Source organism: Paenibacillus sp. GD4 (assembly GCF_030846225.1).
GTDB lineage: Bacteria > Bacillota > Bacilli > Paenibacillales > NBRC-103111 > Paenibacillus_G > Paenibacillus_G silviterrae.
This window is the reverse complement of record NZ_JAVCYK010000001.1, coordinates 2,052,369-2,066,172: the sequence shown is the minus strand read 5'-3', so window position 1 is coordinate 2,066,172 and position 13,804 is coordinate 2,052,369. Positions and strand designations below refer to the sequence as shown.

Below are 13,804 nucleotides of genomic sequence, written 5' to 3'. Positions count from 1 at the left end.
GATAGGCTATAAGGAATTGATCTGTCAATGATTCTGAGAATCATTATCATAATTTTGTTGACACCAAGCGTTTCAGCATGTATAGTATCTTGTGGGAATGATAATCGTTATCATTTAGGTAATCTACATAAAGGGAGGCACCATTGTTATGCTACAAGGCTTGGCCATTAGAAAAAGAAGATTCGGATTTGTTCAGACGATGATTGCTTTGATCGTGTTTGCTCTCGTTTTGGCGGGATGCGGCAAGCAGGCTACTGGGGAGCAGAACGCTGCAGAGGGTAAGGCTCCGGCTCCGGCGCAAAACCAAGAGGTGCGTAAAGTAAAGCATGCTATGGGCGAGGCTGAGATCAAAGGGACGCCTAAGAAGGTCGTTGTGTTGACGAACGAAGGAACGGAGGCGCTTCTGGCCCTTGGCGTGAAACCGGTAGGCGCGGTGAAATCCTTCCTTGGCAATCCCTGGTATGACCATATCAAGGCGGAGATGCAAGGGGTTACGGAGCTAGGATTGGAGAGCCAGCCGAATATGGAGCTGATCGCCGGTCTACAGCCGGACCTGATCATTGCCAACAAGCTCCGTCATGAGAAAATCTATGATCAGCTTAAGGCGATTGCACCGACTGTGGTATCCGAGACACTTCGCGGCGAGTGGAAGGAAAACTTCGCTCTGTACGCTGAGGCGCTGAACAAAAAGGCGGAAGGGCAGAAGGTCATCGGTGATTTCGATAACCGGGTTGCGGACCTGCGCTCCAAAGCCGGCGACAAGCTGAAGAAGACGGTATCCGTCGTCCGCTTCATGGCAGGCAAGACGAGAATTTACTATACCGATACATTCTCGGGTGTTATTTTCAAGCAAATTGGTATTGCTAGACCGGAGACCAAGAGCAAGGAGACGTTCGCCGACGAGATTACGAAGGAGCGTCTGCCGGAGGTTGAGGCCGATACGCTGTTCTATTTCACCTATGAGACCGGAGACAACAAGGCAAGCGCAACCGAGACGGAGTGGACGAACGACCCGCTTTGGAAAAATCTCAACGTGGTGAAGTCAGGCAATGCCCATCGCGTGAGCGATGCCATCTGGAACACAGCGGGCGGAGTGAAGGCAGCGAACCTGATGCTTGACGATCTGTACAAATTTTATGGAGTACAAAAATAAATTGCACGACAAGGCAAAACAGCCGATCCGCCACTACTGGGGATCGGCTGTTTTTTTCGTTAATCCTGGGCGAAAATCGCATAAATCGATCGGATTTCGATTTGCCGCTCTTGTGCGAAATCCCGGAGCACGATCGTATCCTGGTCTAACTTTGATAATTGCCCTTGATAAGTGCCTTCGCGCGTACAGAGCACCACTTGCTTGCCTAACGACTTCGGAAGAGAATATTGAATATATGCGGCTTTCGGGGAGCCGGCTCGCCCGGTATGCAGACCCGGAAGTGAGGTTTCGTTATAAATGGACATTTACCATGCCTCCTTTACAAGCAATATATCGGTTATTCGTCCCGTAAAGAAGGGGTAAATGCCTATTTATTCGAAAAATGTCTGGGGATGGAAGGTTATCTGCAAAAAATATGCTTGCCGATCTGCTTAATTTGCGGCCGGCTCCAGATCCACTTCGAGGTGGCCGTTACCGGATTGAAATAATAGATCGCCCCACCGGAAGGATCCCAGCCGTCGATCGCATCCCGTACCGCCTGATAGCTGGTTGTGTTGGGCTCGAGCCAGATCTGGCCGTCATCAACGGCCGTGAAGGCGCCGGGTTGGAAAATGACGCCGGATACGGTGTTAGGGAACAAGGAGCTGTTCACCCGGTTCAAAATGACGGCAGCCACCGCAACCTGTCCCGTATAAGGCTCCCCACGGGCTTCTCCGTGGACGGCACGTGCAAGCAGCGTAACGTCATTGCTGCTAAAGCGGCCATATCCTCCCGGTCGTACCCATGCCTTAGTGGCCTGGTAGAGCTTGTCTTTCGTTTGGGGACCTGCGATGCCGTCCACCGTCATGCCGAAACGGGATTGAAACGTCCTCACAGCTTGATATGTGCCCCAGCCGTAAATTCCGTCGATGCTTCCATGATAAAACCCGATAAACTGCAGACGCCCCTGCAGCTCGTACACATCCCCTCCGCGGGAGCCGTATTTGAGCGTCCCCGTATGGAAGGAGAAGGATGTATGCGGAGATACGACAATACCGCCTATGGTGAGCGCTGCAAGCAGTAAGCTAGTGATAAGAAGTCGATAGCTTCGACGAAACAACATGGTTACACCCCTCTTTTTACACTGCTGACATGTTTTAATTTGGCAAGGCACCCGTTTCCCTATTCATGGGTCTTGTTCGAAGCGATGGCCGCGCAGTATGATAGAGATATACATTAGGGGAAATGGGGAAACCGACCATGCTGCCGTCTCGAAAGCTTGCCTTGTGCACCGGTATCGGGCTAGTTCTTACGCTTGGAGGATTATACTCGACGAAATGGTGGGGGCAGCAGCCGCTGCAGGGCGTGGGTGAGCAGGCTGCCGAGGCAGCCAAGCCGGTTCAGCCGGATGCCTGGTGGAAGGAACGAGCCCTGGCTGCGGAAGAACAGGGGCGCATGGATGTAGCCGCAGATTATCGGGCGCGGATCGAGGCGTTTCGTCTTTCGCAGGAGCCCGCTGCTGCGACGCCTGTGCCGGCTGCTGCGGACGGAGGGAAGGCTGTGCCGCCGCTGGCCGCCTCCAGCCTTTATGTGGCGAAGCCGCTGCCGGAACGGAAGGCACCGTTAGCCCTGCACGAGCCGGTGCACGGAACCTACCTCGGCATGCTGGGGGCCGATCGGAGGGTCGGGTACGATACGAGCCGCATTGAGGGCGTTTACGGACGCAAGCATGCGATGTATTTATCGTATGTCGGCTGGAGGAAATTTCAGGCGGATACGCAGACCTATTTTCCAAAACGGACGGCGGATCGGGTGAAGGAGCTCGGGGGCTCCCTGCAGATCGGCTGGGAGCCCCGGTATGGACTCGACGACGTCAAGGACGACGAGTATGTCCGGACCTTCGCCAAAGAGGCTAAGGCGTCGGGGATCCCGGTATTTCTCCGCTATGCTTCGGAGATGAACGGAGCTTGGGTACCATGGTACGGCGATCCCAAGAAATATATTGAGAAGTTTCGCTTGGTTCATGACATTATGGCGGAGGAAGCGCCCAATGTCGCGATGGTATGGTCACCGAACTTCCTACCGGCGAACAATATCGATGAGTATTATCCGGGTGATGCTTACGTGGACTGGGTCGGATTCTCGCTCTACGCCACTCCGCTGACGGGCGGCAAAGAGCATCTGGACTACAACGTCATTGATTATTTTGAGCCGCTGTACCGAAAATACAGCCATAAGCCGATTATGATCTCCGAGGGCGCTGTAGCCCATACCGTGCTGGAGGGGGAGAAGGCTTACGAGATCTGGGCGGAAGGGCAGCTTGGCTATATGTACGGCCTGCTGCCGCGCATGTTCCCGCAGGTGAAGGCGATCCTGTACTTCAATTTCAGCCGGGCGCAAGCGGTAAGGTCGAAGATGGAGTATGTCTACGACCTCGGGGAAAATTTGTACCTGGACGGCAAGTACCGCCGCTTGATCGGCTCGGATTGGTTTCTGAGCCAGGTGGAGCAGGGGGGCAGCAGTCCGGTCTCTTACACCTACGACCGGCTGGCGGCAGCCTCCTTGCCGGCCGGCAAGCATAAGATCATGGCGTATGCGAAGCCGGAGGGCAAGGAATGGCCTTTCGCCGTCGCTGTGTACCAAGGGGACCGGCGTCTGGGTATTAGCTATGAGATGCCGTGGGAGATGGATATCGAAGTTGCTCCAGGGCAAGCGAATGCGGATTGGCGTATTGTAGCGTACAACCGGAGCATGGAGCCGATGGGTTCCGGAACCTATCAGCCTTAAGATGCACAAAATCAAAAAAGCAGGACGCCGCCCGGCGCCTGCTTTTTTTGCATAGCCCATTACGCCTCTAGCTGATACTCAGTCTGGGAGCTCAGTCATGTGGTAGAATCCTGTGCATTGTGCGTTCGTCTATGCCGCTGTGTCTGCTGGTGCTTAGCGCGATACCGGGTGGGACTTTGGCCGTAAAGCGCGGTAAACTGCTTAGTCATGTAGAAGGGGCTGCGGAACCCGACCTCCTCCGCAATCTCGCCTACCTGAAGCGCGGTGTGCTCCAGCAGCCGGGCCGCATGCCGAAGGCGCAGCTTCAGCAGCGTCTCGATGACCGAATCGCCGGTCTGCTCCTTGAACAGATGCGCGAACCGGGAGGGCGAGAGCAGAACCCTCTTGGCCAAATCCTCAATAGAATGCTGCTGCTTGAGGTGGCTGCTCAAGTACTGGATCGTATCCTCCACGCGGGAATCAAGCGTGTTTCGTTCATCGAGGTTTTGCTGGAGAAGAATGAGGATCTCCTTCATATCGTTCATGGCCAAGAGATTGGCCCAATAGGTCGTTTCCCGGCTGTCTTGAATGAGGCGGCGGAACCCGTCCGTGAGACGGTTTCGCAGCAGTTTAGTCTTCACATGGGTACCATGATGTCCCGGCAGCTTAGCCGGCAGCCGCAGCAGCTCGGACCAGCCGGGCTCCGGCACGAAGTGAGCCCATACGAATTCCCACGTTTCTCCCTCGGGGGTCAAATAATGGTGGGGGGTTCCCGGAGACAGCAGCACGACGTCGCCCTCTCCGCAGCGATAAGCGTCAGAGCCCATACGGTATTCGCCTTCCCCGGCCAAGGTGAAGGTAATCAGCCAATCGCGCGTTCCCTTGGAGCGGTTCGTAGCGTACCCGAAGGGCTCGGTAAAATGACCGGATACCAGGATGCCGGGCGGCGGCGATTTGCTCTCGACAGCAGGATCGTTATGGTTTTTAGCCATTTGCTTCATTCCTTCCTTGTGAACTTCATTTTATGATGAATGCAGAGAAGCCGCAACGATTTTCAAATAATGGAGGAGATTGGAATGAGTGGACATAAGCTTGGGGGCGTGCTTTCTACAGAACAGAAAGAGCAGTTTGCGACAGATGGATTTCTGGTGGTGGAGGGCCTGTTTCGAGACGAAGTCGACCAAATCAGGGACAACTTCATGCAGCTTTATGCGGGAGGTCCGATTCCCGGCTGCTTCGAGCCCGTCCGTGAAGAAGAGGCGAACGGGGACATTCTGAAGCTGTACCCTCGCATGATGCATCCGCACCGAGTAAATCGTCTTGCCATGGACTATATGGTGCATCCGAAGGTCATGAACATTTTGGCGGACTTGTATGGCGAGGAGCCATTGGCGGCCCAGAGCATGTTTTACTTCAAGCCTCCGGGCGCGCGGGGGCAGGCGCTGCATCAGGATAACTTCTACCTTCGGGTGGAGCCGGGCACCTGTATTGCAGCCTGGACGGCGGTGGACCCGGCGGATGAAGAAAACGGAGGGCTCGTCGTCGTCCCGAAATCCAACCGTTTCGACGTGGAATGCCCGCACCAGGCAAACCCGGCCGAATCGTTCACGAAGGATGAGGTGGATGTGCCGGAGGGTTATCAAGTCGTTCCCGTGAATATGAAGGCGGGGGACGTCCTGTTCTTTAACGGCAGCGTCATCCACGGCTCGTATCCGAACCGTTCGAAGGACCGTTTCCGAAGAGCCTTCATTTGCCATTATGCAAGCATTTCCTCTACGAAGATTTCTCACTACTATAAGCCGATGTACCGGATGGACGGGTCGGAAGTGACGGATATGCTGTATGAGGATAACGGGGGACCTTGCGGGGCGGAGCACAAAGTAACGGCTGCGCATTGATGAACCTGCTTACGAAGGGAGCGTACCTTGTTGAAATTGCAATTTGTGAAAGCCTTATGGGGAATGCAGGGCAGCCTAGAGGAGCAATTCGCACGTATAGCGGAAGCGGGCTATAGCGGGGTGGAGTCTCCGATGCCGTCAGCGGAAGACGAAGAGCGTTTCCGCTACTTGCTGAAGGAGCACGGATTGGACTATATAGCGATGGTATTTACGACGGGCTCAAGCGTAGAGGAGCATATCCGGTCCTTCGAGCGGCAGGTGGAGAGAGCGGCCGGCTTTAGCCCTGTGCTGATTAATGCGCATAGTGCCCGGGATGTAATGGGATACGGGGACCAGCTGGTGTTTTACCGAAGGGCGGTAGGGGTGGAGCGTGGGATTGGCCTGCCTATCGGTCACGAGACGCACCGCGGACGTGCGATGTTCGCCCCTTGGACGACCGGGAGGCTGCTCGAGGATGTCCCCGAGCTGAGGCTGGTGGCGGACTTCAGTCATTGGGTGTGCGTATGTGAATCGCTTCTTCCCGACATGGGGGCCTACCTGGACCAAGCCATATCCCGTACGATCCACATTCACGGTCGTGTCGGCTATGCGCAGGGACCTCAGGTGCCTGATCCGTCGGCACCGGAATATTCCCGCGAGCTTGCCGTCCATATGGGATGGTGGGAGCGAATCGTCGCAGAAAGGGCGAAGCAGGGAGCCGAAGCGGTCACCTTTACGCCGGAATTCGGACCGCCGCCGTATCTTCACACGCTGCCGCATACCGGTGCGCCGGTAGCCGATCTGTGGAAGGTATGTCTCTGGATGCGGGATTACGCGGCAGCGCGGCTGCAGGTGTGATGGGGAATTGAAAACCATACGAAGACAGAGAAGCAGAGAAGCAGAGAAGCAGAGAAGCCGTGGGAGCGGCCTCCCTGCTTTTTGCGCTTATTCCCTTCTTCCGGCAGGCAGGGAATGAAGGGAGCGGAATGCGCTGGGGGTCATCCGGGTCTGTTTCTTGAACGTATGGCAGAAGTGGGAAACATCCTGAAAGCCGGAACGTGCCGCAACTTCAATGACGGACAGCTCCGAATGGAGGAGCAGGGCCTTTGCTTTGTTAATGCGGAAGGCGAGAAGGTATTGGTTCGGCGCATAGCCGGTATACTCTTTGAAAATGCGATACATATATGAACGAGACAGCTTATAGCGGCTTGCTACCTCATCCATATGGATAGGGTCCTCATAATGCTCGGCAATGTGGCTTAAAATTTGTTCGACCTTCGCGGTCAAGCCGGCTTCCGAACGAACGGGCCCATGGGAGAACCGCACCAGACGAGCCATATCCACCAGGCACTTCATGAGGAGACTTTTGACGGAGGCCTCGAAATACGGTTCTCTGTACAGCAGCTCTTTTTCCAACTGATAGAGCGTATCCTGCAGCATGGCGATGGAGCTGGCGGCGGGCGGTATGAAAAAGGAGTCCTCCGTCTTCAGTTGGCGGCCGAAGCCGCTGCTGAGCTGATCGTCCTGACGGAGCAACGCCTCCATATAATTCTCGTCCACGGAGAGAACGAAGCGCTGAAATGCCAAGCGTTCATCCGGCTTTGATAAGTGAAGCACCATCGGTCTGACGATAATAAGGGCTCCGGGCGATAAGGAATAGACGCGGTCTCCGGCCAGGAAGCTGCCGGCTCCCTGTACACATAAATACACCTCATAGCCTTGATGGGAATGAAGCATGGGCTGGCGAAGCAGCGTTTCGCGGAAGGCGCACAGAACGGGAGATTCCTCCAGCATCCGGTTGGTCACATTGTCAATGCAGTGGTCGGGCTGATTCCCGAATTTGTCCTCTTGCCCCATTCCCTACTCCCCTCTCGGATTCGAGCCGTTCAGTCTATTGTAGCAAATTGTAGACAATTCCCCAATGGAAGGAGAAGATTCCCCAAGCCATTTGAAAGATGTACCCGTTATAGTCGGTAGTAGAGATCATGAAGGCAAAGGAGCTGTTATACGGATGGGAATGACGATAACCGTGCAGCGTGTCAAACAAGCTGCCGCACTCGTATACGAGCAGATGAGGAAGGATCATACCGGCAATTGGGGAATGAATATCAACGCCTGGGATTGGGTGCCTGGGGTAGGGGTCATTGCGATTTTGTCTTATTATGAACAGAGCGGGGATGCAGAGCTTCTGACGTATCTGACGGAATGGACCCGCAGGAACAAAGGGGCATCGGAGCAGCTAAAGGTAATTAATTCTATGGCGCCATTCGCAATTTTCCCGGAGCTGTACCGCAAGTCGTCCGATCCGTATTACTTGGAAGCGGCGCTGCGTATCGGGGAGTGGATGATGAACGAGGCGCCGAGGACGCGCGAGGGTGCATTCGAGCATACCGTAACGGAAAACGCGAATTTTCCGGAGCAGGTGTGGGCGGACACCGTCTTCATGGCAGTGTTGCTCCTGGCCAGAGTGGCCCGTCTGACGAAACGTCAAGACTTCGCGGAGGAATCGCTTCGGCAGCTGGCTCTCCATCTGCGGCTCTTGCAGGATCAGGAAACCGGGGTGCTGTTCCATGGGTGGAACTGCATCTCACAGGACCATATGTCAGCCGCAAGGTGGACAAGAGCCAATGCATGGGTGGCAGTTGGAACGCCCATGATTCTGCGCGAGCTGGCGGGAGGGACGGTGATACCGGAAGAGATCGGATCCCGATACCGGAGGCTGATGGAAGGGCTTGTCCGTTACCAGCAGGAGAACGGGCTGTGGCCGACGGTTATGGATCAGCCGGACTTTTACCAGGAAACGTCCGGAAGCGCCGGGATCGCCTGCGGTATTGTGCTGGGTATCCGGGAAGGTCTGCTGAGTCCGACTATGAAAGGGGCGGCGGATCGGGCGGCGGAGGCCGTACTGCACAAAATCGATGCGGCCGGCACCGTCACGGGGGTATCTGGCGGTACGCCGGTAATGGAGTCCGTGGAAGCGTACAACCGGATCGCTTGTTACCCCACATTATACGGCCAGGGTCTTGTACTGATGCTGCTAGCACAGTATTTGCCCGAGCCTCATCTTGATGGCATAAGGATGTGAACAGAGAATGAATAACAGCCGCGATAGAGGCAAGCTTCATGGCTTGGACAGCAAATGGTTTGACCATTTGAAGAGGAAGCTCAATTCCTTGCATGCCCGTTACAATCCCGAAATCAAGATGCTCCGCTGCCCTTTTTCAAGCCCAGGGTACCATACGACGATCAAACAGGCTGACTTTGTCCATCCGGTCCGGGAGACCATGGATTATGCGCTTGCTCTTCTGGATGGGGGAGATCCGACGTATCGGCAGCGGGCGTTCGATATCATGGGCCAAGTGGTCTCCCTACAGGACCCAAACCCTCAATCGCCTACATACGGAATCTGGTCCTGGTTTTGGGAGGAGCCTCTTGCGAAGATGGCGCCGCCGGATTGGAATTGGGCTGATTTTATCGGGAAAAGGCTGCTGCTGGTACTGATCCGGCATGGGGACGTGCTTCCTAGTGAGCTGTCGGGACTAATCCGTCAGGCGATCGGCCATAGCTGTGAAGCCATTATCAAGCGGAATGTGGGGCCGGATTATACGAATATCGCAATCATGGGGGCCTTTGTCACGTTAATTGCGGGAGAACGGCTGGAGAACTCCCGTTACGCGGAATACGGCCTTGCACGGCTGAAACGGTTGTACGATTATACGATGCAAACAGGAGCGTTCCTAGAATACAACAGCCCGCCCTACAGCACGCTGGCGATACTGGAGCTGTCCGCACTGGCGGTGTATACCGCCTCTGAGGAGGCGAGGCAAATCACGAACGAGCTGCTGGAGGGAACCTGGCAAACGATAGCAGAGCATTATCATCCGCTGCTGAAGCAGTGGTCCGGGCCGCATGCCCGTTCGTATTCTTCGTTCCTCGATCCGGTACGCCGTTCGTTCCTGCACGCAGCCTGCCGTGGGGAGGTTCCTTTTATAAGCGAAGAGGAATTCCAATACGATACCGAATGGTACGGTCAGGGGGTAGCATGCCCGGAGCGGGTGTTGGAGCTGTTCGCCGAGCTGCCGGGAGTCCGGGAATTGCGTCAGGATTTACCCCCGAATCAGGCATTCAGTACCCGAACGGCATATACTTATATGACGCCAAGCTATTCACTGGGCACGTTCAATCACAATGTGATGTGGAATCAGTGCCGCAATCTGCTTGCCTATCTGGACGCGGGTGAACAGGAACAATGTTATGTGCGGCTGCGTGTTCTGCACGACGGCTACGACTTTTGCTCGGCGGTGTTCAAGAGCAATCAGAAGCATGGTTCCGTGCTGTACGGGATCCAGTTCGCTTTGGATGGCGGGGATACTCATGTGAATTTGGACCCTATTCACGGAAGGATGACGGCATCCGATCTGCGGATCCGGCTTGAAACCGGTTGTACCGGGCAAGCGCCGTCATGGGAACGTCTAGGAGACGAGGTATACCGGACGAGGATAGGGCAAACCGCGCTGACGGTACGCGGCCTGTACGGGGGGATGAGCGGACTCGGTCCGTTCCGTTGGGAAACGGCAGCTGAAGGCACGGCCTCTTACTTGGATTTGGTCGTTTATGAAGGGGAAGCGGCACCTATTGATTTTCATGCGATGGAAGAGGCGTTGTTTTGCTTCGCCCTTACCCTCTCGGAGGATACGGTGCTGCAGCCCAAGGCCTCGGCCGACTCGCAGCCGCACACCGTTCGGCTTATGCTGCAGCAGGCGGGAGCGGAGGAGCCGCTTCAGCTCACGCTTGCGAAGAAGCCCGACACCCGTGCCGTTTTGTTTCAGTAACGAGCTTAGGTTGGAAACGAAATCGACGCTTGCGGATACAGCTGAGGGCTGCCCGTAAGCGTCGAATCATCACCTGGCTTGACTATAGAAGCGGAAGCCGTTCTTCCCGCCTTGCTTGACTTGATACATCGCCGTGTCGGCCCGTATTAGCAGCGTATCCGCGTCCGTACCGTCCTCCGGGTGGAGGGCGATCCCGATACTTGGCGTAATGCAGAGCTGCTCTTGCCGGTAGCGAATCGGTTCGCCAAGCACGTGGATTAGCCGCTCGGAAAGCTTCACCACATCGTCCAATTCGCTGATGCCGCGCAGCAGCACTGTAAATTCATCCCCGCCCATCCGGGCGACCAGGTCCTGTGAACGCACTGAGCTTCTCAAGCGGCCTGCAACCTCGCCCAGCACGTAATCCCCTGCCGCATGTCCATGCGTATCATTAATCTGCTTGAAGCCGTCCAGGTCGATCCACACGACGGCGACTCGTTCACCGGGCTGGGAATCCGGACCGAGCAGCTCCGTTAACCGGTTGTGAAACAGACGGCGGTTCGGCAGCTCCGTAAGCGAATCGTGAAATGCCAGGAAGTTAATCGTTTCCAGAGCCCGCTTATGTCCGGTAATGTCTTTGGCGATACAGTACATGCCGACCACTTCTTCATCAACATAAATCGGCAGCAGCTTCATATTCAGCTCCACCCGGTTTCCGAGTGAGTCGGTCAGCGCCGAGTCAAAATGCTGCGTACCGCTGCTCTTCGTCTGCTCAAGGTGATGTCTGAAGGCGGACCTTTCCTCAGGAACGATCCACTCCTCCAGCCTGCCGTCGAGCAGCAATTCCAGCCTGTTCCCCATCATACGCTGGCCGGCAGGATTGACATCGGTCATCCTCCCGGCCAAATTCAGCGACAGGACGGCATCCGGATTTTGCTCAAAGAGAGACTTGAAGCGCTGCTCGCTTTCCTTCAGCTTCCGTTCGGCGTGCTTCCGGCCGGTTATATCCCGAATGACGCAGGCGTAGGAGATCACATCACCGTTCCGGCTTCTAATCGGAGCTACCGTTTCGCTTACCGGAAGCAGGGTGCCGTCCTTTCTCAGCCGAAAGGTCTCGCTTAGCTTCAGCTCCCACTGCCCCCCGAGCAGCCTCTCGTGGAACTCAGGCCAATCCTGCTCTCTTAACGTAGGCAGACGGGTTCCGAACACCTCCTCCAAGGTCCAGCCGAACACCGATTGGAACGTCTGGTTCACATACATGACTTGATCCTGGAGATTGCATACGATGAATGCTACGGTCGCATTATTGGTAAGAGCCTCCACCATCCCCCGGAAAAGCTCCACATCTTTACTCCACTGATGCCAAACTCCCTTGAAGGGAGCTTCTGGTACGTTGGTCATCCTTCCTCACTCCTAGCTGTCAAGCATATATCTTCTTCATCGTATGGAAGGTGGGAAAATTTCGTTAATTAATTATCATTTTCATTAAAAGTTTCATTCAGCAGGAGATGAGCCTGACGGATTCGCTCCAACTCACCCGGCTCCGCCTTCGAGGACATGTACCGGACGTCCCCGGTGCCGCTTCGGGAGAGCAGACCGTGCTGCTCCAAGACCTGACGGAGCCGCTTTATCGTTCCGCCGCTTCCGTCGATCAGCTCGACATGTGAGGGCAGCAGCTTGCGGAAATGCCGGCGGAAAAACGGGAAATGCGTGCACCCCAGCACGACCGAGCCATATTCCTCCATCCGGTAAGGAAGCAGCATCTCCCTGAGGTAGGGAAGCACCGCCTCCTCGCGAAATTCAAACTGCTCGCACAGGGTCACGAGCTCCGGGAGCGGTAGCGAGTCGACGATACTTTCGTTGTCCGTTTTAGCCACCAGGTCCTGATATTTCGTCTCCCTCAGCGTGAGCGGAGTTGCCGTAACCAGAACGCGTTTATGGAGCGCCTGCACGCGTTCTACCGCAGGCTTTACAGCCGGCTCCATGCCGATAATGGGAAAAGGAAAGGAGGCCCGCAGCTCGCTGACTGCGATGCTCGTAGCCGTATTGCAGGCGATGACCAGCGCCTTGATCCCCTGATCATGGAGCTCGGTAACCGCTTCGAAGATGCTTTGCTTCACAAGCTCCTTCGGTTTGGTCCCGTAAGGCACGTGTTTCGTATCTGCATAATAAATATAATCCTCATAGGGCAGCTGTCTCAGCGCTTCGTGAAGCACCGTGATCCCGCCAATGCCGGAGTCCATGAATGCGATGCGCATAGTGTCACCTTTTCGTTGCCTAAATTGTCTTCTTATCATTGTATACGGAATGATTGCGGAATGCATTACTCCCACACTGAGAAATCACTGAAATTTCCCTGAGAATTGGTGGAAGCTTACCGGAATTGCAGCTGGTGCAGCACCTGCTCCACCTTGCGAAGGTGAGCGGACATCCGTTCCCTGGCGAGGGAGGCCTCCTGCCGTTCCACGGCGTCCAGAATGGACAGGTGCTCTTCGTATAGCCGGTCCGATTCGCTTCGTTCGGCGAACAGCCAGAGCCTGCGGCTTTCCCGCATGACCGACCCCATGGACAGAAAAAGCCCCTCCAGCGTTCTTACGAGCAGGCCGTTGCCGGCGGCACGTGCGATGCCGAGATGGAAGGCCGCATCCGCCTTCTCCAGCAGCGCTTCCTCGTTCGAGGAGCCCATGTCCGCGAGTATGCTGCGAAGACCGGTAAGGTCGGCCTCACTTCGGCGGGAGGCGGCGAGGGCGGCGGATTCCGTCTCAAGGATAAAGCGCAGCTCCAGCCACTCCCGCAGCTGCTCGGCACTTTCGATTTCAGGAGCCTCCGCGGTCAAGGGCTCGCTTGTCCGCAGGACGAAGGTGCCGCCTCCATGGCGCACGTCGACCCAGCCCTGCGTCTTCAGCGACATCAGCGCCTCGCGTATCGTGGAACGGCCTACGCCATGGCGCTGGGCCAGCTGCTCCACGGAAGGCAGGCGCGTCCCCTCCGGCCACTCCCCTTGGCGGATATGATCCCGCAAAGTATCGGCGATAACTTCATAAGCTTTCCGAATCATACACATCGTCACTTCACTTTCCGTACCATGCTTAAGTACCGTCATTGTAGCATGTTTTGGCGCAAAGTGCTCGGTACTGGCATGACACGCATCCTTTCGGCATAGGCTCGGTACTACGTAAAGATAGTACTTCTCATTTCCCCGGTTACCAGTAAAATGA

Annotated in this window: 13 protein-coding genes; 6 read left to right on the top strand and 7 right to left on the bottom strand. The window is 55.7% G+C overall.

Annotated features, from left to right (window positions below; genetic code table 11):
* Positions 1–148: 148 nt before the first annotated feature.
* A complete protein-coding gene (locus tag RAC89_RS09630; protein WP_306613228.1) occupies positions 149–1,153 on the top strand; it encodes an ABC transporter substrate-binding protein in 1,005 nt (334 codons plus the stop codon).
* Between the two features lie 59 nt (positions 1,154–1,212).
* On the opposite strand, the gene RAC89_RS09625 is transcribed toward RAC89_RS09630, so the two are convergent.
* Both RAC89_RS09625 and sleB read right to left on the bottom strand, forming a co-directional pair.
* A complete protein-coding gene (locus tag RAC89_RS09625; RefSeq protein ID WP_306613227.1) occupies positions 1,213–1,458 on the bottom strand; it encodes a hypothetical protein in 246 nt (81 codons plus the stop codon).
* A 95-nt stretch (positions 1,459–1,553) separates the two neighbouring features.
* A complete protein-coding gene (gene sleB / locus RAC89_RS09620) occupies positions 1,554–2,255 on the bottom strand; it encodes a spore cortex-lytic enzyme (protein WP_306613226.1) in 702 nt (233 codons plus the stop codon).
* 137 nt (positions 2,256–2,392) lie between these two features.
* Here sleB and RAC89_RS09615 point away from each other — a divergent pair, with 137 nt between their 5' ends.
* Positions 2,393–3,919, top strand: a complete 1,527-nt coding sequence (locus RAC89_RS09615) for a glycoside hydrolase family 26 protein (RefSeq protein WP_306613225.1) — start codon at positions 2,393–2,395, stop codon at positions 3,917–3,919.
* Between the two features lie 95 nt (positions 3,920–4,014).
* Here RAC89_RS09615 and RAC89_RS09610 read toward each other — a convergent pair whose 3' ends face one another.
* Positions 4,015–4,890 carry a helix-turn-helix domain-containing protein gene (locus RAC89_RS09610; RefSeq protein ID WP_306613224.1) on the bottom strand — a complete coding sequence of 292 codons (876 nt, stop codon included), beginning with the start codon at positions 4,888–4,890 and terminating at the stop codon, positions 4,015–4,017.
* An 84-nt stretch (positions 4,891–4,974) separates the two neighbouring features.
* Between RAC89_RS09610 and RAC89_RS09605 the strand changes: the two genes are divergently transcribed.
* Together RAC89_RS09605 and RAC89_RS09600 are read left to right on the top strand one after the other, a co-directional pair.
* Positions 4,975–5,796, top strand: a complete 822-nt coding sequence (locus RAC89_RS09605; RefSeq protein ID WP_306613222.1) for a phytanoyl-CoA dioxygenase family protein — start codon at positions 4,975–4,977, stop codon at positions 5,794–5,796.
* 30 nt (positions 5,797–5,826) lie between these two features.
* Positions 5,827–6,633: a sugar phosphate isomerase/epimerase family protein gene (locus tag RAC89_RS09600; protein ID WP_306613221.1), complete on the top strand. Its 807-nt coding sequence runs from the start codon at positions 5,827–5,829 to the stop codon at positions 6,631–6,633.
* 87 nt (positions 6,634–6,720) lie between these two features.
* Here RAC89_RS09600 and RAC89_RS09595 read toward each other — a convergent pair whose 3' ends face one another.
* On the bottom strand, positions 6,721–7,632 hold the full coding sequence (locus RAC89_RS09595; protein ID WP_306613219.1) for an AraC family transcriptional regulator: 912 nt from the start codon (positions 7,630–7,632) through the stop codon (positions 6,721–6,723).
* Positions 7,633–7,786: 154 nt separating this feature from the next.
* Here RAC89_RS09595 and RAC89_RS09590 point away from each other — a divergent pair, with 154 nt between their 5' ends.
* Positions 7,787–8,860: a glycoside hydrolase family 88/105 protein gene (locus RAC89_RS09590; protein WP_306613218.1), complete on the top strand. Its 1,074-nt coding sequence runs from the start codon at positions 7,787–7,789 to the stop codon at positions 8,858–8,860.
* 7 nt (positions 8,861–8,867) lie between these two features.
* Positions 8,868–10,607 (top strand): hypothetical protein, encoded by a 1,740-nt coding sequence (locus tag RAC89_RS09585; protein WP_306613217.1) that lies wholly within the window; start codon positions 8,868–8,870, stop codon positions 10,605–10,607.
* A 69-nt stretch (positions 10,608–10,676) separates the two neighbouring features.
* Here RAC89_RS09585 and RAC89_RS09580 read toward each other — a convergent pair whose 3' ends face one another.
* The 3 genes from RAC89_RS09580 to RAC89_RS09570 all read right to left on the bottom strand — a co-directional run bounded on the left by RAC89_RS09580 (position 10,677) and on the right by RAC89_RS09570 (position 13,689).
* Complete coding sequence (locus RAC89_RS09580; protein ID WP_306613216.1) at positions 10,677–11,987, bottom strand: diguanylate cyclase domain-containing protein; 1,311 nt, start codon at positions 11,985–11,987, stop codon at positions 10,677–10,679.
* Between the two features lie 68 nt (positions 11,988–12,055).
* The gene (gene murI / locus RAC89_RS09575) at positions 12,056–12,844 is read right to left on the bottom strand and encodes a glutamate racemase (protein ID WP_306613215.1); all 789 of its coding nucleotides are present in this window, start codon (positions 12,842–12,844) and stop codon (positions 12,056–12,058) included.
* A 116-nt stretch (positions 12,845–12,960) separates the two neighbouring features.
* On the bottom strand, positions 12,961–13,689 hold the full coding sequence (locus RAC89_RS09570; protein ID WP_306613214.1) for a FadR/GntR family transcriptional regulator: 729 nt from the start codon (positions 13,687–13,689) through the stop codon (positions 12,961–12,963).
* Positions 13,690–13,804 lie beyond the last annotated feature (115 nt).